General features: G+C 35.8%; 25 protein-coding genes and 1 pseudogene. 18 read left to right on the top strand and 8 right to left on the bottom strand.

All coding sequences use genetic code 11. The annotated features are described in order from the left end of the window. Positions 1–42 precede the first annotated feature (42 nt). From ACPYIV_RS14565 to ACPYIV_RS14485, 17 genes are all read left to right on the top strand, one after another. Positions 43–1,482 carry a lipopolysaccharide biosynthesis protein gene (locus ACPYIV_RS14565; RefSeq protein ID WP_425883696.1) on the top strand — a complete coding sequence of 480 codons (1,440 nt, stop codon included), beginning with the start codon at positions 43–45 and terminating at the stop codon, positions 1,480–1,482. Further along, the gene (locus ACPYIV_RS14560) at positions 1,479–2,327 is read left to right on the top strand and encodes a hypothetical protein (protein ID WP_425883694.1); all 849 of its coding nucleotides are present in this window, start codon (positions 1,479–1,481) and stop codon (positions 2,325–2,327) included. Before ACPYIV_RS14565 ends, ACPYIV_RS14560 begins: the two co-directional genes overlap by 4 nt. Continuing rightward, positions 2,317–3,069: a class I SAM-dependent methyltransferase gene (locus ACPYIV_RS14555; RefSeq protein ID WP_425883692.1), complete on the top strand. Its 753-nt coding sequence runs from the start codon at positions 2,317–2,319 to the stop codon at positions 3,067–3,069. The genes ACPYIV_RS14560 and ACPYIV_RS14555 overlap by 11 nt, the downstream gene beginning before the upstream one ends. After that, entirely contained in the window at positions 3,062–3,778 is a 717-nt protein-coding gene (locus tag ACPYIV_RS14550) for a class I SAM-dependent methyltransferase (RefSeq protein ID WP_425883690.1), read from the top strand. The genes ACPYIV_RS14555 and ACPYIV_RS14550 overlap by 8 nt, the downstream gene beginning before the upstream one ends. Before the next feature lie 114 nt (positions 3,779–3,892). Continuing rightward, positions 3,893–4,879, top strand: coding sequence for a glycosyltransferase family 8 protein (locus ACPYIV_RS14545; protein WP_425883688.1), 987 nt, complete (start codon positions 3,893–3,895; stop codon positions 4,877–4,879). A gap of 39 nt (positions 4,880–4,918) precedes the next feature. Continuing rightward, on the top strand, positions 4,919–5,818 hold the full coding sequence (locus tag ACPYIV_RS14540) for a glycosyltransferase (protein ID WP_425883686.1): 900 nt from the start codon (positions 4,919–4,921) through the stop codon (positions 5,816–5,818). Between the two features lie 51 nt (positions 5,819–5,869). Further along, positions 5,870–6,766 (top strand): hypothetical protein, encoded by an 897-nt coding sequence (locus ACPYIV_RS14535; RefSeq protein WP_425883684.1) that lies wholly within the window; start codon positions 5,870–5,872, stop codon positions 6,764–6,766. A gap of 167 nt (positions 6,767–6,933) precedes the next feature. Continuing rightward, positions 6,934–7,320 carry a methyltransferase domain-containing protein gene (locus ACPYIV_RS14530; RefSeq protein ID WP_425883682.1) on the top strand — a complete coding sequence of 129 codons (387 nt, stop codon included), beginning with the start codon at positions 6,934–6,936 and terminating at the stop codon, positions 7,318–7,320. Further along, positions 7,247–7,474, top strand: a complete 228-nt coding sequence (locus ACPYIV_RS14525; protein ID WP_425886540.1) for a hypothetical protein — start codon at positions 7,247–7,249, stop codon at positions 7,472–7,474. The genes ACPYIV_RS14530 and ACPYIV_RS14525 overlap by 74 nt, the downstream gene beginning before the upstream one ends. Continuing rightward, on the top strand, positions 7,468–8,469 hold the full coding sequence (locus tag ACPYIV_RS14520; protein ID WP_425883680.1) for a hypothetical protein: 1,002 nt from the start codon (positions 7,468–7,470) through the stop codon (positions 8,467–8,469). The genes ACPYIV_RS14525 and ACPYIV_RS14520 overlap by 7 nt, the downstream gene beginning before the upstream one ends. A gap of 152 nt (positions 8,470–8,621) precedes the next feature. Further along, positions 8,622–8,861 carry a hypothetical protein gene (locus ACPYIV_RS14515; protein WP_425883678.1) on the top strand — a complete coding sequence of 80 codons (240 nt, stop codon included), beginning with the start codon at positions 8,622–8,624 and terminating at the stop codon, positions 8,859–8,861. Beyond that, positions 8,862–9,494, top strand: coding sequence for a hypothetical protein (locus tag ACPYIV_RS14510; RefSeq protein WP_425883676.1), 633 nt, complete (start codon positions 8,862–8,864; stop codon positions 9,492–9,494). It abuts the gene before it with no gap. Then, the gene (locus ACPYIV_RS14505) at positions 9,491–9,655 is read left to right on the top strand and encodes a hypothetical protein (protein ID WP_425883674.1); all 165 of its coding nucleotides are present in this window, start codon (positions 9,491–9,493) and stop codon (positions 9,653–9,655) included. The genes ACPYIV_RS14510 and ACPYIV_RS14505 overlap by 4 nt, the downstream gene beginning before the upstream one ends. A 133-nt stretch (positions 9,656–9,788) precedes the next feature. Beyond that, positions 9,789–10,019, top strand: coding sequence for a hypothetical protein (locus ACPYIV_RS14500; RefSeq protein ID WP_425883672.1), 231 nt, complete (start codon positions 9,789–9,791; stop codon positions 10,017–10,019). A gap of 13 nt (positions 10,020–10,032) precedes the next feature. After that, on the top strand, positions 10,033–11,049 hold the full coding sequence (locus ACPYIV_RS14495) for a GNAT family N-acetyltransferase (protein WP_425883670.1): 1,017 nt from the start codon (positions 10,033–10,035) through the stop codon (positions 11,047–11,049). Positions 11,050–11,507: 458 nt separating this feature from the next. After that, entirely contained in the window at positions 11,508–12,932 is a 1,425-nt protein-coding gene (locus ACPYIV_RS14490) for a phosphoethanolamine transferase (protein ID WP_425883668.1), read from the top strand. 114 nt (positions 12,933–13,046) lie between these two features. Next, positions 13,047–14,279, top strand: coding sequence for a glycosyltransferase (locus ACPYIV_RS14485; protein WP_425883666.1), 1,233 nt, complete (start codon positions 13,047–13,049; stop codon positions 14,277–14,279). Positions 14,280–14,653: 374 nt separating this feature from the next. Here the strand turns inward: ACPYIV_RS14485 and tnpC are convergent, their stop codons facing one another. From tnpC to ACPYIV_RS14460, 5 genes and pseudogenes are all read right to left on the bottom strand, one after another. Further along, positions 14,654–16,318 (bottom strand): IS66 family transposase, encoded by a 1,665-nt coding sequence (gene tnpC, locus ACPYIV_RS14480; RefSeq protein ID WP_425883664.1) that lies wholly within the window; start codon positions 16,316–16,318, stop codon positions 14,654–14,656. A gap of 87 nt (positions 16,319–16,405) precedes the next feature. Continuing rightward, the gene (gene tnpB / locus ACPYIV_RS14475) at positions 16,406–16,711 is read right to left on the bottom strand and encodes an IS66 family insertion sequence element accessory protein TnpB (protein ID WP_425883662.1); all 306 of its coding nucleotides are present in this window, start codon (positions 16,709–16,711) and stop codon (positions 16,406–16,408) included. A gap of 57 nt (positions 16,712–16,768) precedes the next feature. Then, positions 16,769–17,113, bottom strand: coding sequence for an IS66 family insertion sequence element accessory protein TnpA (gene tnpA, locus ACPYIV_RS14470; RefSeq protein ID WP_301424079.1), 345 nt, complete (start codon positions 17,111–17,113; stop codon positions 16,769–16,771). Between the two features lie 182 nt (positions 17,114–17,295). Then, positions 17,296–17,571, bottom strand: a complete 276-nt coding sequence (locus ACPYIV_RS14465; protein ID WP_425883660.1) for a hypothetical protein — start codon at positions 17,569–17,571, stop codon at positions 17,296–17,298. 10 nt (positions 17,572–17,581) lie between these two features. After that, positions 17,582–17,722, bottom strand: a pseudogene (locus tag ACPYIV_RS14460) (glucosaminidase); the annotation flags it as partial. On the opposite strand from ACPYIV_RS14460, the gene ACPYIV_RS14455 reads away from it, so the two are divergent. Beyond that, positions 17,682–18,011, top strand: coding sequence for a hypothetical protein (locus ACPYIV_RS14455; RefSeq protein WP_293734967.1), 330 nt, complete (start codon positions 17,682–17,684; stop codon positions 18,009–18,011). The pseudogene ACPYIV_RS14460 and the gene ACPYIV_RS14455 sit on opposite strands and share 41 nt — an antisense overlap. An 18-nt stretch (positions 18,012–18,029) precedes the next feature. On the opposite strand, the gene ACPYIV_RS14450 is transcribed toward ACPYIV_RS14455, so the two are convergent. The 3 genes from ACPYIV_RS14450 to ACPYIV_RS14440 are packed head-to-tail and all read right to left on the bottom strand — an operon-like array spanning position 18,030 to position 19,512. After that, complete coding sequence (locus ACPYIV_RS14450) at positions 18,030–18,971, bottom strand: HipA domain-containing protein (RefSeq protein ID WP_301703948.1); 942 nt, start codon at positions 18,969–18,971, stop codon at positions 18,030–18,032. After that, a complete protein-coding gene (locus ACPYIV_RS14445) occupies positions 18,968–19,300 on the bottom strand; it encodes a HipA N-terminal domain-containing protein (RefSeq protein WP_293739932.1) in 333 nt (110 codons plus the stop codon). Before ACPYIV_RS14445 ends, ACPYIV_RS14450 begins: the two co-directional genes overlap by 4 nt. Continuing rightward, the gene (locus tag ACPYIV_RS14440; protein ID WP_293739933.1) at positions 19,297–19,512 is read right to left on the bottom strand and encodes a helix-turn-helix transcriptional regulator; all 216 of its coding nucleotides are present in this window, start codon (positions 19,510–19,512) and stop codon (positions 19,297–19,299) included. Before ACPYIV_RS14440 ends, ACPYIV_RS14445 begins: the two co-directional genes overlap by 4 nt. Positions 19,513–19,699 lie beyond the last annotated feature (187 nt).

The raw sequence follows: 19,699 nt of genomic DNA, 5'->3' as shown, positions 1-19,699 counted from the left end.
GATAAGAATGGTGTCTTTAGTTGAAGCCCAATAACATAGAATATGACAGAACAGACATTGAAACAAAAGACTGCTAAAGGACTCTTTTGGGGAGGACTTAATGGCGGTATTCAACAAATTTTGAATGTCGTCTTTGGTGTTTTTTTGGCTCGTTTGTTGTCCCCAGTAGATTATGGATTAGTAGGAATGCTGGGCATTTTTATGGGAATAGCAACTGTTTTGTTTGATAGTGGATTTGGTTTGGCTTTAATAAATCGTAAAGAAATCCGACATGATGATTATAATTCGGTCTTTTGGTTTAGTCTTTCTGTTGGATTGATGTGTTATGTTATTCTATTTTTTTCAGCTCCTCTTATCGCTATCTTCTTTGATCGTCCAGAATTAGAATCATTGTCACGTGTTTTGTTTCTTTGGTTTTTGATAGGTTCTACAACGGTAGCTCCTAATGCATTGATGTTAAAAAAGATGATGTTTAAAGAACGTGCAAAAATAGATATTTGTGCGATGATAGCATCGGGAGTAGTTGGTGTTATATTGGCGTTTAAGGGATTCGCTTATTGGGGTATTGTGGTACAGACTGTGACGAATAGTTTGGTAGGTGCGACTCTGCGTTGGTATTATGTTCCGTGGCATCCTAATTTGACATTTAAGGTTACTCCATTGAAAGAAATGTACACGTTCGGGGTGAAAGTCTTTTTTACAAATATATTTACTCAGATCAATGCAAATGTGTTTTCTGTTTTGCTTGGACGCTTTTACAGACCGGAGCAAGTCGGCTATTATACTCAAGGGAATAAATGGATGAATATGGGATATTCCTTTATTTGGAACATGATAGGAGGTGTCTCTCTTCCTGTGCTGACGGAAGTGGCTTCGGATGTGGAACGGCAACAAAAGGTTTTTCGTAAGATGTTGCGTTTTGTGTCATTTGTTTCTTTTCCTTCAATGTTGGGATTGGCTTTTGTCGCTCCTGAATTGATTGTTATAGGGGTTTCTGATAAATGGTTGCCTTGTGTTCCTATCATGCAGTTGTTGTGTGTCTGGGGAGCTGTGACGCCTATTGCTAATTTGTATAGCCATGTGCTGTTAAGTCATGGAAAATCAGATTTGTATTTGTACAATACGATTACATTGGGAGTGCTTCAATTGACAGTTATAGTTTGTATGTTGTCATTTGGCATTTACTATATGGTTTTAGCATTTGTCATTGTCAATGTGTTATGGTTATCTGCTTGGCATTATCTTGTGAATAAGTGCATGAAGATTTCAATTCTGAATGTTTTGAAAGATGTATTTCCTTTTTGTGTTATTACATGTGTGGTCTTGGTCTGTACTTATTTTGTGACGTCTCCGATAGGGAATATTTATTTGCTTTTTGTCGGTAAAATAGTTGTAGCGGCTATTTTATATTGTATTTGTATGTATTTGAGTAATTCGGTTATATTTAGAGAGTCTATTGATATTTTATTGAAAAGAAAATGAAATCAACGATTACTTTTATTCCTATAGGTGGTTTGGCAAATCGTTTTTTTGCTATCACATCGGCTATTTCATTTTGTCAGGATCACAATGTAAGGCTTCGAGTTATTTGGTTTAAGGATTGGGGAATGGGTACAAGTTTTAATTCCATAATGGAATTATCTCAACATTTTCAAGATGTTGAGATAATAGATGCACGGTGGAAAGATTATATTTTTGATCGTCCGCGTAAAAGAAATCTTTGGTTGCCCTATTTGTTTCAGCGATTTTATTTTGGAAAAAGAATATACGAAAAGGATATTCGTGTGGATAAATTTTCGGTAGATGATTTAAAAAAAGTTGTTCACTATTACAAAACGATATATTTAGTTCAGTATCATTATTTCTATCCTTTAAAGAAAGTAAATCAAATATTAAAACCGAATTTGTATATTCATAATCTTATAGAAAGTAGGAAGAAAAAACTAAAATTAGATGAAAACATGATTGGTATTCATATACGAAGAACAGATCATGTTTCCTCAATAGATAATAGTCCTATTTCTTTATTTATTTCTAAAATGAAGGAAGAAATAATGAAAGAGCCTTCAATTAGATTTTATATTGCTTCTGATGATCTGGATGAAAAAAGAAAGTTAAAAGAGATATTTGGGGAACGAGTTGTTACAATGTTTGATGTGGTTAGAAGAGATACTCAGCAAGGAATAGTTGACGCTGTTGTGGAATTATATGCGTTGGCTTCTATGAAGAAAATATATGGTTCATGTAATAGTTCTTATTCTTGGCTAGCAGCTCACTTGTCAGGAATTGATTTGGAGTATATTAATAAAGTAGTGTATGAAAAATGAAAATGAATGGCGACCTACAAAATATATAAAAAAAAATGGTCGTTTTTGTGCAAATCATGATTCTAAGTATTTGTATGTGGGATCATATCTTGTTGCTGATTTAGTTGTTGATGCTTATTTTGATGCAATCCATAAGTATGCTTTTGGAGATTTAGCAGATTTGGGTTGTGGTAATGTCCCTTTATTTGAAATGTATAAGGGGCTAACGAAAAGTCAAACTTGTATTGATTGGGCAAATACATTGCATAAAAATGATTTTTTAGATATTGAGTGTGATCTTAATAATAAATTGAATGTACCAGAAAACACTTTTGATACGATTATTTTATCAGACGTGTTAGAACATATTGAAAAACCAGGAATACTTATTGGTGAGTTGTATAGGGTGACACGACCAAATGGAGTGTTAATTTTAGGGGTTCCCTTTTATTATTGGTTGCATGAAATACCTTATGATTATTTTCGGTATACAGAATATGCATTAAAGTCATTGCTGAAAAATGCTGGTTATAAGGTCGTAGAGATTAAGACAATAGGTGGTGTGCTTGATTGTTGGGGGGATTTGACTGCGAAGATATTTGCTAGAATTCCTGTAGTTGGTTTTTGGTTTGCAAAGATTGTACAATCTTTAATTTTGTTTTTGGGTAAAACAAAATTAGGTAAGCGAATAAGAAAAGGGACATCCCCTTCAACTCCGTTAGGTTATGTTGTGGTTGCAAAAAAGTGTAATAAATATGAGTAATATGAATTTAATTTCTTTGGATAACATTAGTGAATATTTAGATGGAACGAAATTTTCGTCAAGTCTTGACATTAAATTGAAAAAATCTTTGTATGAGGAAAAAACGAGGATTGAAAAATTGTTGGAGATTTTAAAAGGAAAGCGTGTTATCCATTTAGGTTTTACAGACCATATTCCATTGATTGCAGAAAAAATAAAAAAGGGGCAATGGTTACATGGATTATTAGATCGTGTTTGTTCTGAGTGTTATGGTGTGGATATAAATTTGGAAGCAGTCGATTATGTAAAGAGTAATTATAACTATCCTAATGTTATTTGTGCTGATATAAGTGCAACAGATATTCTGAAAAGTAAATCGGGTGTATGGGATTTTATCTTGTTGGGTGAAATATTGGAGCACATTGACAATCCGGTGTCTTTTATTAAAGGAATTCGAATGGATTATGAAGGAAAAATTAATAAAATTGTAGTTACTGTGCCAAATATATTGAATGTTTCTGCAATGAATTATATGAAAAAAGGAATAGAACATATTAATACAGATCATCGTTATTGGTTTACTCCATATACAATTTTGAAAGTGTTGAAAATTGCTGGATATAAAAATCCACAAATTTATTATGTAAATAGATGTAGATTGCCCTTTTTTCTTTTAGCTAAAAGAAAAATAAAGACTTTATTTGGCTTAAAGTCTTTATTTTTCTTTTAGCTAAAAGAAAAATAAAGACTTTATTTGGCTTAAAGTCTTTATTCTCTGAGATCTATTTTGAAACATTATTGGTTATTGCTGATTTTTAATTGTATTACATAAGGAAAAAACAATATGATATATTATGAGATAGCTTTGGCTGCCGATTCTAATTATGTCGTTCCTGCAACAGTTTTATTAAAGTCTCTGTTTGATAACAATAGGGATTGCAAGTTCTTTGTTAATATATTGTATTTGATAGATAAGCTGTTTGAAAAAGATCGCACTTTTTTGTTGGAATATATAGAGGAAAATGGTCATAGGTGTCGTTTTCTGCCTGTTTCTGAAGCTATTTTGAATGACGTCCCTGATTGTAGGCATACTAAAACTACTTATTTACGTCTCTTTTTACCTCAGTTGATGCCTTTAGATGTAGATAAAGTTCTTTATTTGGATTCTGATATTGTTGTTTCTGGTTCTATAAAGGAATTATTGCAGTTGGATTTGGGATCTTATAGTTTAGCTGCCGTGAAGGATAGTATAGGTGTTTATGATAAATCTTATTTATTGCCATTAGGTATACCAATGGATAAAGACTATTTTAATGCAGGGGTGATATATTTGAATTTAAAAAAAATGCGAGAAAGTGGAGCAGTTGAGACTTGCTTATCCTATTTGAAAAACAATTTAGATATTATTCGAGCTAATGATCAGGATGTTTTAAATGGTGTATTTTGGGATAGTGTGAAATTTGTATCTCCTGTTTATAATTTTAATTATTGGATAGAAAAAGATATTGTTTTGCAAATGTTTTCAGAGAATGAATATGAGGAAGTAAAGAAAAAACCTCGTATAATTCATTACATAGGTCCTGTAAAACCGTGGTTGTTTTTGTCAATGCATACTAAGAAAAAGGAGTGGTGGAAATATCTTAAGAAGACTCCATTTAAATATTATAAGCCCATAGATAGAACGTTGAAAAACATTTTTTTATTTCCACTTTATTTTTTTGTTTCTTTGGTAAAAAAGAAAGTGACAATGAAAAAGAAACAACAAATAGGAACTTTGTTGCCATCCAAATTTAAAAAAAAATTGCGTTGTTTTGTATTTAAAGTTCAATAGCGATTGTGATATTCACAGAAATTAAGGAGAAGAAATAATATGAAAGAGCAAAAAGTTTCCATAGTAATGTGTACCTATAATGGTGAAAAATTTTTAAAAGAGCAAATGGAATCAATTGTAAATCAAACCTACCCTATTTATGAATTGATTATTCAAGACGATTGCTCAACCGATGACACATATAGTATTCTGCAAAAATATTCTGAGCGTTATCCATATATTTATGTGTATCAGAATGACGAAAATTTGGGAGTAAATCGAAACTTTTTCTCTGCAATGAAAAAAGTTTCAGGTGACTATATTGCTATATCGGATCAGGATGATATATGGGAATTAGATAAAATAGAAAATCAAGTGAATAGCATAGGTGATAATTTATTGTCTTTTTGCTTCTCTCGCCCTTTTGCTACAGAAAAAGATGTTTTTATACATTTTGATTCAAGAATTCCAAATTATGCATTGGAACGCTTTATTTATGTGGGAGGTATTCCAGGACATACTATTCTATTTAAAAGAAAATTTTTGGAAATCTTAGATAAAATGAAGATTGAAAACTATAATATGACTTATGATAGGTTATTGTCAATGTTAGCAGCTTCTTATGGTAAAATACATTTTTGTGATAAAATATTGGTAAATCATAGAAGGCATATAAACGCTGTGACTTATACACCTCCTAATAATTATCGGAAAAGTGCTTATAATATAGTTGGTTCTATTTTTCGAACATTTTCTTTATTTAGAGAACTTCGACCTATAATGAAGGAACGTTTTGGGGAAATTTATCGTTTGCTTAAGGAATTTCCTAATGATGCTTCTTATACAAAAGATGCTATCAAGTTGGCGTATTACCATTCTCAATCATCTATTGTTTCTTATATTAAGTTGACATTTCTTTGTGTCAGATTACGGCATAAAATATTTTCAGATCTCGTGTAATGATTATTTTCGTTATTTGTCAAAAAAAATATAAAAAATAAAATATAAAATATGTACTCTGTTCCCATTCTATTTTTAATCTTTAACCGTCAAGATAACGCGTCAATTGTTTTTAATCGTATCCGTGAAATCAAGCCTAAGCGTTTGTATGTAGCCGCTGATGGGGCAAGGGAGCATAAGGCAGGAGAGCAAGAGGCTTGTTTGCAGACACGTGCGATTATTAATCAGATAGATTGGCCTTGTGAATTGAAAACTTTATTCCGAGATCAAAACTTGGGTTGTAAGCGGGCTGTTTCGGAAGCGATTACTTGGTTCTTTGAAAATGAGGAATATGGTATCATTTTGGAAGATGATTGCCTGCCCGATTTATCTTTTTTCCCTTTTTGCGAGGATTTGTTGATTAAATACAAAGATGATGAGAGGATTGGGCATATTGGGGGAAATTGTTTTTTGCCGGGGATTATCAATGGTGGAATAAGCTATGATTTTTGTTCGATTACACATGTTTGGGGATGGGCTACTTGGCGTCGTGTCTGGGAAAAAGTTGATATCGACTTCCCATTTTGGAATGAGTCTAAAGAAAAACGTTCTAGGTTATTTTGTAATAAGTGGGAGGAAATTTATTTTTCTTCATTTATTTCAGATTCATTATCTAACCGGCATGGGTTGAATCCTTGGGCAGTGTTTTATTATTTTTCTCTTAGATTGCAACACCAATTGTCAATATATCCTTCTGTTAATTTAGTTACTAATATAGGATTGGGAGATGTGAATGCCACCCATACTGTGAAATTGAATCATGCATTATATATTCCATCAAGTTCCATGTCTTTCCCATTAAAACATCCTGCTTATGTTTTGAATAATCATTTAATAAATACAAAAGATGTTTTTAAACATTTTTTCTCTTACAAAAGATTAGTTCGATATATATTTCGTGATTTTTGATTAGGTTAAATATGAATATGAAATAGAAATGGGAAAATTACGTAGACACATAAGTCGTTTTTTCGTAGACCAGTAAGTTTTAAGCCCCCTTAAGGACTGAACCTATAAGCCGTAAATTTGGTTTTGATCGTGGATGTCCAATAGATCGTTATTATATCGATTCTTTTTTGAAACAAAATCAGAATCTCATAACAGGTTCAGTTCTTGAGATTGCTGAAAGTACGTACAGTAAACAATTTGGACATGATATATCATTGTATGAGGTTCTTCATTATGATGATTCGAATAAGAAAGCAACAATCGTAGGTGACCTGACGAAGCCGGAAACCCTACCGAGAGAAAGAATAGATTGCTTTATTTGTACACAGACTTTGAACTTTATTTTTGATCTACCAAAAGCTGTAGAAGGCAGTTATAAAGTATTGAAACAAGGTGGAACGCTGTTGTGCACGGTTGATATCTCAAATTTCTCGATACGATATGGATCGTTGGGGAGATTATTGGCGTTTTACGGATTTATCTATAAGGAAGTTGATGGAATCTGTTTTCGATGAAGGAAACGTGGAAATTGTTACTTTTGGAAATGCGTTGGCAGCTACTGCCTTTTTGCAAGGTTTAGCGGTAGATGATTTACCTGATACGTCTTTGCTGGATAAGAAGGATCCGGATTATCAAATAACGATTGGAATTAAAGCTACTAAATGTTGAGAAAATTATTACAATATATATTAGATCGTTTTATCTATTTACGATATAAAGATTCTATTATATTGGGGAATCGATCTTTTTCTTGGTGTGACATCCCTGTCCCTGAATTATATCCTCAGCAAAGCCAGACTCATCCTTCGATCATTTATTTGAAACAAGGATGGAACGGGGCTACCCATTGGTTGGGGACAACGCCTTATCCTAAAGCGCAGGTGAAATATGAAAATCCGTGTATTTATTATGCTGATGTTCAAAATAATAGTGTTCCTATACAATTTATTCCGATAAAAAATAATCCTATTTTGGAATGGCCAGGAGGAGATTGCTTCAATTCGGATATTGAACTGTTTTTTGAGGATAATGTGCTATATTCTATTATTAGGGAGTATGATGATAAAACTCTTTCAAAGAAATTGAAAGTTCAGTATTCGACAGATGGACAATTCTGGAGTACTCCACGTTTATTTTTTGAGACAACAGATCCGAAGCAAGAATTATTATCTCCTTCTATCATTCGTTATAATGACAAACTTCGTCTTTATTGTCTAAATGGGGATGCCGGTATCTCTAAAAGGGGGCATTGTACAGGTATTCATATTTTGGAAGGGGATAATTTGAAGCGATCAGTTTTTAAGGAGGTCGCAACTGGTTCTTTTCTGAATAAAGATGAAGTACGGATAGAACCCTGGCATTGTTGTTTGTTTGAATACCGGCAGAAGTTGTATATGCTTTTCTGTGGGCGGGATCATAAGCAAAAAACATTTCGTTCACCGATGGAAACGTATTTGGCTGTGTCGGAAGATTATCAAAATTTTTCTATTTATGAGAAGCCGATAGTAGCGCATATCAAAACATATCGTCCTTCTGCTTATATTGATGGAGATAGATTACATTTGTATTTTTCTGTAGTCGGATATGTTGATAATTTTCATGAAGACAGACGAATTGGGTATACTTGCTTAGACATGAAAGAGCTGCTTCAAATATTGCAATGAAAGAAAACCAAATCACCGAATTTAAGGAATCTTGGCGTGACGAATATGTTCGTTACGTTTCGGCCAAAAAACGGCACAACTTTAATGCATAGGCAATTATGATTTGCAAATATGATAGTAATTTCTTTTATTTGTACAATAAAAATAATGGTATGTTTAAATTGAATCAGAAAACGCGGGCTTCTATAGCAAAATCTACAGGTTTGTCTTTTGATCAAATACTTTCGATGGATGCAGAAGAAGTGGATTCTCATATTGAAAAAAAAATAGGGAAAAAACTAAGTCTGTCTTATCGAAAAGGAGCCTCTTTAGTAAATAGAGGTTCTGTTTATATGTTTTTGCAACGTTTGGTAAGTCGGGAAACGATAGATAAGAAATTGGCGAAAATCTAAATGGATATAGAAATATTGCATGGTTTGGTATCTCCTTTATATATGGAGTACAACCAAGTCATAAAACCATTGATAGCAGAGCTGGAAGCAAGAGAAGAGACTTCTCCACAACCATTGTTCAACGAAATAAGAGCGTTGAACGATCATATAGCCCGATGCTATAGAGAAAATATATCTGATAGTGAGATATTTGAGGAAATAATGAAGGCTAAGCGTCATGTGAAGAGATTGACATTGGATTGTTTTAAATATTTGAATGTGTCCTTGCATGACTCTATCACTCGCTTTGAAAAGCAAACTCGGAATGTAGATTTGACAGTTATAAATAATGGATTGTTTTATCCGCGTTTCAGGGAATTGAATAGATTGACTGTTGGAATGATCCGAGATGCTAAACGTGCAGAGGCTATTAATACGGAAGATGCTTTGGCGAAGTATCAAGAAGGATATAATTTGTATTGTGAATTGGAGAATCTTGTTGATGATAATATGCCGGATGTCAAATGGGCTAAGAAGAAATTCCTCATTAGACGTGGAGTAACTATTTTGGCATGGTTCATTTCTGTTCTCGTTTCCGGAATTCTTTCAATCTTCATCTCGTGTGATTTTTTACGTAAGTTGATATTAGAATGAAGATAGACGAATTGGGTATACTTTCTGAAGAGCAGTTTTTATTATTTGTAGTGAAGATTCAACATGGAAGTACAATTTTGTCTGAACAGATTTTAGATGCGGATGTGCGTTATCTATTTGGTTTGACTATATTTGCATATCATAAGTTAGAATGCCATTAAAAAAACGGAAAAATATGCATACCTATCATTTCACTATAGAAAATTATCAAGCTATCCGATGTGCCAGTGTGGATATTAATGGTATTACGGTGTTATCGGGGATTAATGGCTGCGGCAAAAGTACGTTTAGCCGTTGGCTTTATTATATACAAGTTCTTTTGATGAAGGTGAAGATTCCTCTGATAAATGGTTAGATGTTGAATTATCTGAGACTGAAATTCCTGTTGTAGATCTCTTAGTTGAGGAAAATTTAGAAGTTAGAGCTATATATGAACATTTTTTTATAGCTTCTCGTCCTAGTTTGAAGATAAGAACTGTAAGCCGTTTTAGAAAAATGTATAGATCCTATTTTTTGAATAGATAATTGTAACATAAATATGGAGTATCAGAACTATACGATAAAAGAAATAGATGTTTTCACAGAAGTTTGTAATGAAAAATTGGTTCGATTATATCACAATTTTTTGTATACAATTCCTTATATTCAAGTTTATCATACTGTCGTAGGATATGATTTTTATGGTATAGAAGTTTGGAATGATTCTTGTTGTTTGGATGTTATTATTTATAAAATACAGGATCGTATTTGTGAAATACTGAATGCATTTTCATCATTTTCTGATAATGAAGGAAAAACTATTATTGAGTATATTACGAAAAAACATATAGTAAAAAAGATAATACTGAGCACTCAGTATTCGGCATTGCAAATTGCAATGCCGAATATCATTTTTGCAAATATAGAAGATATTATTTTAAGATTACCTACAACAAAAGATTTATATTTTAATTCTTTTGGAAAGCAGACCAAAAAACATCTTAAATATTATAAAACAAAAGTAAAAAAAGAGTTCTCTGATATCCAATTTATTTTTTATCATAAAGAAGAATGTTCAGATTGTTTAGTTCACCAGATCGTTCAATTTAATCGTGAGCGAATTCAGAGTAAAGGACAAATTTCAGGAATTGATGATGATTATGAAAAGCATATAAAAAAATATATTCGATATTATGGTAAAATATGTATGATGTATTTGGATGATAAACCGGTTGCAGGTACTCTTGGTTATGAGGTAGGACAGGATTTTTATCTACAAATTCTTGCACATGATAATGCTTATAATAAATATAATATAGGACAATTATGTTTGTTAGAAACAATAAATTCTGAAATAGATTCAAAAATGGACACGTTTCATTTTTTATGGGGAAACTGTGAATATAAGTATCGTTTTGGAGGAAGTGCTATAAAACTGTATCGACAGATTTTGTATTTAAATTATTCTTGGGATTATTTCTGTGTTTATTTGCAAAAGATAAAGCAAGATATCTATCTGCGTTTAAAGAGTAATGAAAAAATTCGTTATTTGTGGAAGAATGTTTTGAGAAAATAGATTTATTAATGAAATTCCTTTTACTTTCGATTCATTTATGAAGTCTTTTGTTAGACAGCTTGGGGCAATTGAACAAAAAACAAATTGTTGAATTCAAAAATTCTGATATGACGAATATATTCATTTCGTATCTACTTTTCTTTTGAAAAACATATAAAAAATATTGCTGTATTATGTAGCAATTAGTTGAAATTTAGTATAAAGCCATGTGTATGCGACGTATTCGAAAATTTTTTATAGCCAATTTTTACATAATTTTCATTCTGTTCTTCTTGAACATACTTCCAAGTTGTTGCTATGTATTATACACTGTAAGTGGAGTATCTCTAATATTTAAGATGTTACAAATTTGCTTAAACTCTTTTTTGTTGTCGTTGGTGATTGTTGTTTTTTTTAATTTATTCCGTTTAGAGAAGTTTGTACGGAATGTGGTGTTGATATTTTTTTATTTAGTCACAGTGAGTGAATTGTTTTTAGTTTTGGATTTCAAGTCGACTTATAGTGTTCCGTTACTCAATCTTGTTTATAGAACTGATCAGCAAGAAGCTGCCAATTTTATAGAATCGTTTTGGGGGAGTGAGGTTCTACTGGTTTTGTTATTGGTGTTGATATTGAGTGGAGGATATATATACGTTTTAATGAAGAAAAGGCCAATTCAGAAACTATTGCTTAAAATTCCATATTTGAATCTTTTTTTGTCTTTATCTGTAATGGGAGGGATATTTTTATTCTGCTATCGTATGTTTTCTCCTTTTACGTTCTACAAGACCATCACGCCGATTCATCGCCTTTTGGTTTCAGGTAAGGGGGTTGTAGATGGAATTCGGGAGCAGAAAACCATAAATGAATATAGGAAATCTCATGTAGTCCGGCTTACTAAGGAGGGTGACAAAATAAAGAATGTAGTCTTTGTCATAGGGGAATCGTTGAACAGAGACCACATGAGCCTATATGGTTATCCTTTGAAGACTACTCCAGCTTTGGATTTATTGAGAGGAAATATTTTCAAATATGAGGATGTCATCAGTTCTTCACCTTCAACATTCATATCGATCAATAATATGTTCTCTTTTGCTGGGAATGATCCGTCTTCAAGCGGGTTATGGTATCAGAAAGGGCTTTTGCCGGATATAATGAAAGCGGCTGGTTATAGGACTTATTGGATTTCCAATCAAACAACGCCTCTTTTGAGTGATGATATTTGCGATGTGGTTGTGTATAGGGACAAGGAGGTCGCTGAAGAACTGAAAGATGGATTGTATGATGAGCAGCTGTTGCCGATATTGAAAGATTCTATCAATCCATCTGATAATATGCGTTTCGTAGTAGTGCATCTTTGGGGATCCCATTTTACTTATAAGAAACGATATCCTTCTGAATACTCTGTTTTTTCTGCAAAAAATGAAATAAAAGGCAAAACAGAAGAACAAAAGCAATGTATTGCTGAATATGACAACTCCGTATTATACAATGATTATATTGTTTCTTCTATCATTCGTTTTTTTCAGGAAGAGGAGTCTTTGATTATATATGTTTCGGATCATGGGGAAGAGGTTTATGATTTTAGAAATTTTGCAGGAAGATATCCGGATAAAGTGACACGGTATATGTTGGAGATCCCGATGTTGGTTTATGTTTCCGATTCTTTAAAGAATCGCTATCCTGGATTATCTTCCAGGATAGTAAAATCCTTAGACAGGCCTTATATGACAGATGATATAATTCATACGATTTTGGATTTGACAGGGATTCATACATTTTATTATGACAGTACGAAAAGCGTAGTGAATGACTGTTATGATGAAACTCGTACAAGGCTTGTTAATGGTGTTGATTATGACGCTTATTTAAAAGGTTCCAATCGTGAATGGAGAGGCTTGTAGACCTTATCTTGCTAAGTAGGAAGGTGTGGTTGTTTTAGACATAAATTTAGAAGAGTGTGATGTTTATAGAACAGTTAGAACAAATAAAAGGAAGGACTATTGTTGAATAAGAGAATGAAAATTGTCATCTTAAACACATCCGAACGTACCGGCGGCGCAGCCGTAGCTGCCGGGCGTTTAGGTAAAGCATTAGAACGTGTCGGGATATTGGTTGAGAAGCTTGTCCGCGATGATACCTGGTTGAACCGTTTCCGATTTTATTGGGAGCGGTTGATTATTTTTTTATGTAACCATTTAAATCGTAAGAATCTGTTTGCGGTTTCCATCGCCAATACCGGAACAGATCTGTCCGGGCATCCTTCGGTAAAAGATGCTGATATTATTCATCTTCATTGGATTAATCAGGGCTTTCTTTCATTAAAGGATATAGAAGAATTGGTGAAACTGAACAAGCCTATCGTGTGGACTATGCATGATATGTGGCCTTGTACAGGTATTTGTCATCATGCTTGGGGGTGTGAACGTTTTTATCATGAATGTGGAAAGTGCCCCTTCCTAAAATCAAATAACCTGCATGATTTGTCATATTATGTTTGGAAGAAGAAAGGCTTTCTTAAAGCATCCGACATTCAATTGGTCGCTGTGAGTTCTTGGTTAGCTGAACAAGCAAAGAAAAGTTCTTTAACCAAGGATTTGGAAGTTGTAGTTATACCTAATGCGATTGATGTTTCTGTTTTCTTTAAAAAAGAACAAATAGAAATACGTAAAAAATTTTCTTTCCCATTGGATAAGAAAATTGTATTAATGGGAGCTGCTCGACTTGATGACCCGATTAAAGGTTTTGAGTTCCTAAAAGATGCTTTAAATATTTTATCATGTGCTCGAAATGATATTTTGTTAGTATTATTTGGAGCGATTAAAAACGATAAACCTTTTTTTGATCACTTGACTGTCCCTTATTTGTCTTTGGGCCTGTTAAGTGATAATAATCAAATTGCAGAGTTGTATTCGGCTGCGGATGTTACAGTTGTCCCTTCTTTTTATGAAACGTTTGGTCAGACGATTATAGAAGCAATGGCATGTGGTTGTCCTGCTGTCAGTTTTAACAATAGTGGACAGACTGATATTATTGATCATAAAATAAACGGCTATGTAGCCAGTTATAAGGATGCCAGCGACCTTGCTAACGGTATCCAATGGGTTTTGGAGCATGAAGATCGGCTGACTCTTTCGGATGCTTGTGTGAAGAAAGTACAGGAGAATTATACGGAGGAAGTGGTTGCTGGACAGTATATGACTTTATACGAAAAGTTGCTGAAAGAGAATAAGACTGCAGGATGTAACTAATGTTTTTTTAATTGGAAAACTATATGTAAATTCGCAGGAAACAGAATATGACTATGATACAAATTGCGGAAGTATATCCAGATTTTTTATTTTACTTGAATTTGTAGAAAGTAATTAGGGATATTCAGTAAATCCTATAAAATTAGCCAACTAATTCATACTAAAAGTATTGCGAATTAGTTGGCTTTTTTGTATCTTTAGGTATTCCCCCTAAAATACGGTTTGACAGCCAAAACGGGGGAAATATCGTAAGCATTCGGTAAACCCCGTCTCACGACGGTCTTTAAAGATATTGAGATGTCTCTTAAGAATTCCGACTTTTCTCTGAAAAAGTTCCAGTTTTTAAGAGACATCTCTTACTTTTTAGGAGATTCTTAAATGATTGCACGCTCTTTGAGCGAGTGAGGAAGCAACTCGGCCAAGTCCTTTGAGTAATCATTATCATACTCATGAACGTGGTTAAGGAAGTAGTTCATCCACTCTTTGAAGTCTACGCCTACCGCTTTGCAGCATCCCATCAGAGAGTAAATCACAGCAGCATCTTCAGCTGCTTCATGATTGCCGCAGAAGAGATAGTTCTTGCGGCCCAAAGCTACCGGGCGTACACTATTTTCGATGAGATTATTATCGGGCAGATATCGACCATCCATGGTATAACGCACCAGCTGACGTGAGTAATTCAAGAAGTAGCCGATGGCTTTTCCTATAGGGCTCTTGGAAAGCACATTGTTCTGTTCACATATACACCATTTTTCAAAAGCACGTATAATGGGATAAGCGAGTCGTTTGCGTAACTCCATGCGTTGGATGGTATCCATATTTTGATCGTCAGCCATTCGTTCTACATCATAGAGCATGCCGATTTGGGCTAACGCATGTTCTGCTCTAGCCTTATCATGGGTTAATGCTCTGTCAAAATAGCGTCTGGCATGCGCCCAACAGCACAGGGTGGTGATACCTTTAAACTTTTCCAAGATGTTATATCCAGCGTAACCATCTGTTTGTATGGCTCCTTGATAATCTTTAAAGAGTTGGATAACCACTTTTTGGCCTCTTGATCCTTCGTTATAGGAGAAGAAAATCAAATTGTTTACTACACTCCGAACCAACCATAAGTATCCTTTTACCGTTTGATGCTTCTCATTATTAATAACCGGAACTGTAGTTTCATCAGACTGAACGTAATCTGTGGCTAAAACGAGTTCTCTTAATCGATAATAAGCAGGCCGCATTAAATCTGCTACATCATGGAACCAGGATTCGATGGTTGATGGAGGTATGCTAACCCCTAATCGCTTATACATTTGGACTTGCCTGTAGAAAGGAAGATGATCTACATATTTTCCAACCATTAGGTCTGTAAGTAGCGATGCGCTTGCGTAACTTTTGGCAATGGGTTCATTCTGTACAGGAGCGGTCAGTATCTCCTTCGTGTCTTTGCGCATACCTTTGTGGCGGATAGTCACTCGAACATATAATTCAGCAGGATTAAACTCCAAGTGTTCAGATGTCTCAGTATCATCAAACAGTACCCATTCATCTTCATGCCCTTTGTAACCATCAGGATAGATATGTTCTTCTACACGAGGAAGGCTTTCAGGTAACTTCTGCCGAACAGGGACTCGCTTTTCGTGCTCTTTGACTGTTACTTTTTTGTAGTCGGTAATCTCTTCAATGGCCTTTCGAGCGGTTTCCTCCTCTTCAGGCGTCATCTCAAGTTGTTCAAAGTCAAGTTTGAGTTGATTCGGATCATCGGGGATTCGTCGTTTTTCCGACATGGCTCCCCACATCTTCCGTTCCAGATAGAGAAGTTTCTGTTCCAGTTGGGCGATAAGATTGTCTTTATCTTCAATCGTTTTATCTCGTTTCTGGAGAGCTTCCTCTTTTTCTGCCAGCTTAGCCTCGTACGTAGCCTTCATTTTCTTTGCATCGCTCAATTCCTTCAGTTGTTGTTCTGCTTTAGTAGCACGACGATATTCTGCATCGCGGTCGCGAAGCAGCTGGTCAATGAGGGTTTGTTGATTCGGGTTTTCTGACATCTTTTAGTTCTTTATTTATGGTGTAAAGATACGAAAATCAGGCATTTTCACATGCTTTGTGATGCCAAAAAGTCACAATAAACACTACTATTTCTTAGGGTTCCAACGGCTGCATCGCTTAACATCTGAAGTTGATATTCCTTGCACAATCATCATCAAGTCAGACCACTTTATATTTCTTGAGGTAGCTGTATCATCCGAGTCTATTTCGGGAAGTTTAAAGGCTCCTCTCTCAAGTTTCATATTATAGATAACCAAGCCCCCATATTCAGCATGAAGGATCTTTAAACCGGTTAATGATTTATTGATGAAGATGTAAGCATCTCCATCCTGAACGTCCATACCCATGTGATTGGTTACGATACCACTTAGTGAATAGAAACTTTTGCGCATATCCGTGGGATATGGGTATAGGAAGAATCGGTTTGAGTCATTTAGATTAAACATAGACTACTGGCATAAAAGGATTAAGGAGCGGAGCATCTCAAGCGGCATGTCGCTATTCACTCGAAGGGTCACACCATTTTGGTATACTATTTCACAAGCGGCATTGTTCTCCATCTTCACTTCTGGAATGATGGTGGTGCCCATAGTGATTTTTCCATTTTGACGGTTCATCTGTACCGGTACGAATCCATTGCTTTGCGGTAACAATGACTCTGTAAGCTTTTTACGCCAATAGTAGAATTTACTTTCTTCAAAACCTGTATTACCACAATAGTCGCGAATGGAAAGGCCAGTAGATTTCCAATCCTCATGAATCTTTTTGAATTCATCTAAAGTTAAGTTCTTCATATCTTTCACGTTTTATAATTTGCGCACAAAGGTATGAAGAACTATATTGGCCTATAATACGCGGTTTGCTGAATGCTTACGAAGATCGAAAGATGGAAAGAATAGAGGATATTCCTGTGGATAAATGAAGAAGAGCCGTGCGGGAGCACGGCTCTTCTCTTTGTTCACCTTGTGTTCACTTTTCATCCCAGCAGCCACTTGCAAATGCTTCCTACCCTGCTGCAGACGATTAGCGTGTAGCCGGATATTCCTAACCAGTCGGCCGGTTGCCCTTCAGGAGGGAGAGAATCCCGCCGATGCAGGCTAAGGTCACTTCCGTTTCCCCCTTCCAGAGGGAGAGGAGGACGAGGCAGGGGAGAAGGACAAGGACGGTCGTTGGGAGACGGTTTTCGCTTGCGGGGAAAGATGACTTGCGCGAGCGTGAGGAGGAAGTTGAGTACTGTTTCAAGGAGTTTCATGATTTATAATTTATGAATTCTTCTCGATTTGTCGGCAGAGCTTCACCAGCAAGATGCGGTAGGCTTCGCGGTTGTCGCCGTTGACTTCGCTGATGTAACGGCTGCATGAGATGGAGCGGGCGAAAGCCTGCGGGTCGTTGCTGGAGCCGGCCTGTGTATTCGAAGTGAGCCGGATGCAGCTTCCTTACGGGGAGGACCCGGACAGCCTGCTGCATGGATCGGGCCTCGTCTCTTTTCGCCGTCAGATCACCGCTTCCCTTCATCTGGCCTTGCTGGAAACCTACGAACACCGCCTGCTTCGCCAGATCGCGAAGACCGTGAGCGATTTATCTTGCTGTCTTTCATGTGAAGACCGAATATCTTTGTTATCTTTGCTCGCAAAACAAAAATCCCGCCTCTCCCGCGTGACAGTGCGGCTGGGGAGGAATGTGGTGGTGTAGTCGGCTGGGATGGTGACTTTATTGTGCGAGCTTGCTTAGCTGGCTATCGATCAGATTCTTATATCTCTCTTTTGTTTCTTCCCTCACAAAAGAGAGATCGATAAAGTCCATCCATCCGGATGATGCTTTTCTGAATTTGTCCAAGATATTTTTTATTATTTTCTCTTCTAGTCCGGTCGATTGCATGGCGGTCACGAAATCGGTCTTTTTTATTTTCTTTTTCTTCCCGCCAAGTGTCAAAGCCAGTTCTTCGGAATCCTCCGGGATGACCAGTTTAGTGGCTAACAGGTCGTAAGCTGGTGTCAGGACATATATGTCCGGCTTGTTGCTATATAAGGAAAAGTTCTTTAAATGCATGTCCGAATTACCTGTTATCCACGAAAAAAGGACTTGTTCCCAAAAATTGACCACGTCTAATTTTGGGGTGGATGAATATTTGAGGATGTGTTTGGCTATTTGTTCATACGAGCCTTTATACTTGTATTCCGTCAATCTTCCTGTTAATTGGCACATGTCTTCCATTGCAAATTTTTCGCCTTTTGTTCCCCTGTCGATGCGTTTGGTGATGTAGCACAGGTCACCGTCCTGGAAGCGGATTAGGGAATGAGGGACTACTTTGATTTTGGCAATTTCCGCCAAATGCATAGTCAAGTCCTCCAACTCCGGCAATTGCTCGTAATGTTGGCTCTGGGGCTTTAGGATATAACGTCCCCATAAACCGACAATGGTGAATCTTTTGGATGATTTTTCTGCCTTTTCGATGTCTAAAGACAGTTTGGGCTGTACTCCGGTAAGCGTAGTTCGGCTTCTTATAACCTTTTCTGCCAGCCTGATCAGATCTTTCTTTCCATAGGGAAGAATCGGGGGAATGGGGGAACCGTATATCTTCGTGGAACATCGGGGGTGATAGTCCGATGATTCGTCATTCAATTCTTTATAGCAGTATAAACATCTTTTCATTCTTTCTCCTCCTCGTTTTGAGCGATTACACTTATGTTTCCGATACAATCTTTGCAACATGCCAGAAGAAGGGACATCCTGTCTCTGGCGTTTATTTTCCAATTTTGTTCGGCTATGTCGAGTAGCCAGCCTTCGGGGATTAGTCCGTCGAAGAATGGGAATAGTATTGTGTCGGTATAGGGTTCGGGAGTGATGGGAAGTGTCAGGCTGACCGGTTGCGGATGATCTTGGGAGATATATTCCGGAGTATAGGTGAATGTGAAGCCGTTTTCGTCTTCAATTAGAAGGCCGGCCAATTGGTCGCCGATATGTATTTCTGCTTTCTTCATAACTTATCCCGGTCTATTGAAACGACGCCCACTTCGCTTCCGAACAGGTTTAGTACTTGGTTGACTTTGTCCAGCCGGAGTGATTTCTTGCCTTGTTCCAATTCGCGTACGAAACGTAAGCCTACGCCTGCTTTTTCGGATAGATCTACTTGTGTAAGCCCTGTTTCCTTACGCATATATTTTACATATTCAGCTATTGTCTGATTATCCATTTTATACCCTTTTGGGTACAAATATAATGAATTAATTGATTATTGTACCCAAAAGGGTATAAAATTGGATTGGATAAATATAATTATACCTTTACGGGTATAGATGTAGTAATGCTTAAAACGATTTATCTCGCTGTCTTTCATGTGAAGACCGAATATCTTTGTTATCTTTGCTCGCAAAACAAAA

This window comes from Parabacteroides vesiculifaciens, from assembly GCF_049860805.1.
GTDB lineage: Bacteria > Bacteroidota > Bacteroidia > Bacteroidales > Tannerellaceae > Parabacteroides.
This window is presented reverse-complemented; position numbering and strand designations above follow the sequence as displayed.

Coding starts and splice junctions, on each gene's coding strand:
- ACPYIV_RS14565 (WP_425883696.1), top strand. CDS start 43: ATGACAGAACAGACATTGAAACAAAAGACTGCTAAAGGACTCTTTTGG.
- ACPYIV_RS14560 (WP_425883694.1), top strand. CDS start 1,479: ATGAAATCAACGATTACTTTTATTCCTATAGGTGGTTTGGCAAATCGT.
- ACPYIV_RS14555 (WP_425883692.1), top strand. CDS start 2,317: ATGAAAAATGAAAATGAATGGCGACCTACAAAATATATAAAAAAAAAT.
- ACPYIV_RS14550 (WP_425883690.1), top strand. CDS start 3,062: ATGAGTAATATGAATTTAATTTCTTTGGATAACATTAGTGAATATTTA.
- ACPYIV_RS14545 (WP_425883688.1), top strand. CDS start 3,893: ATGATATATTATGAGATAGCTTTGGCTGCCGATTCTAATTATGTCGTT.
- ACPYIV_RS14540 (WP_425883686.1), top strand. CDS start 4,919: ATGAAAGAGCAAAAAGTTTCCATAGTAATGTGTACCTATAATGGTGAA.
- ACPYIV_RS14535 (WP_425883684.1), top strand. CDS start 5,870: ATGTACTCTGTTCCCATTCTATTTTTAATCTTTAACCGTCAAGATAAC.
- ACPYIV_RS14525 (WP_425886540.1), top strand. CDS start 7,247: ATGGATCGTTGGGGAGATTATTGGCGTTTTACGGATTTATCTATAAGG.
- ACPYIV_RS14520 (WP_425883680.1), top strand. CDS start 7,468: ATGTTGAGAAAATTATTACAATATATATTAGATCGTTTTATCTATTTA.
- ACPYIV_RS14515 (WP_425883678.1), top strand. CDS start 8,622: ATGTTTAAATTGAATCAGAAAACGCGGGCTTCTATAGCAAAATCTACA.
- ACPYIV_RS14510 (WP_425883676.1), top strand. CDS start 8,862: ATGGATATAGAAATATTGCATGGTTTGGTATCTCCTTTATATATGGAG.
- ACPYIV_RS14505 (WP_425883674.1), top strand. CDS start 9,491: ATGAAGATAGACGAATTGGGTATACTTTCTGAAGAGCAGTTTTTATTA.
- ACPYIV_RS14495 (WP_425883670.1), top strand. CDS start 10,033: ATGGAGTATCAGAACTATACGATAAAAGAAATAGATGTTTTCACAGAA.
- ACPYIV_RS14485 (WP_425883666.1), top strand. CDS start 13,047: ATGAAAATTGTCATCTTAAACACATCCGAACGTACCGGCGGCGCAGCC.
- tnpC (WP_425883664.1), bottom strand. CDS start 16,318: ATGTCAGAAAACCCGAATCAACAAACCCTCATTGACCAGCTGCTTCGC.
- tnpB (WP_425883662.1), bottom strand. CDS start 16,711: ATGCGCAAAAGTTTCTATTCACTAAGTGGTATCGTAACCAATCACATG.
- tnpA (WP_301424079.1), bottom strand. CDS start 17,113: ATGAAGAACTTAACTTTAGATGAATTCAAAAAGATTCATGAGGATTGG.
- ACPYIV_RS14465 (WP_425883660.1), bottom strand. CDS start 17,571: ATGAAACTCCTTGAAACAGTACTCAACTTCCTCCTCACGCTCGCGCAA.
- ACPYIV_RS14455 (WP_293734967.1), top strand. CDS start 17,682: ATGGAGCGGGCGAAAGCCTGCGGGTCGTTGCTGGAGCCGGCCTGTGTA.
- ACPYIV_RS14450 (WP_301703948.1), bottom strand. CDS start 18,971: ATGAAAAGATGTTTATACTGCTATAAAGAATTGAATGACGAATCATCG.
- ACPYIV_RS14445 (WP_293739932.1), bottom strand. CDS start 19,300: ATGAAGAAAGCAGAAATACATATCGGCGACCAATTGGCCGGCCTTCTA.
- ACPYIV_RS14440 (WP_293739933.1), bottom strand. CDS start 19,512: ATGGATAATCAGACAATAGCTGAATATGTAAAATATATGCGTAAGGAA.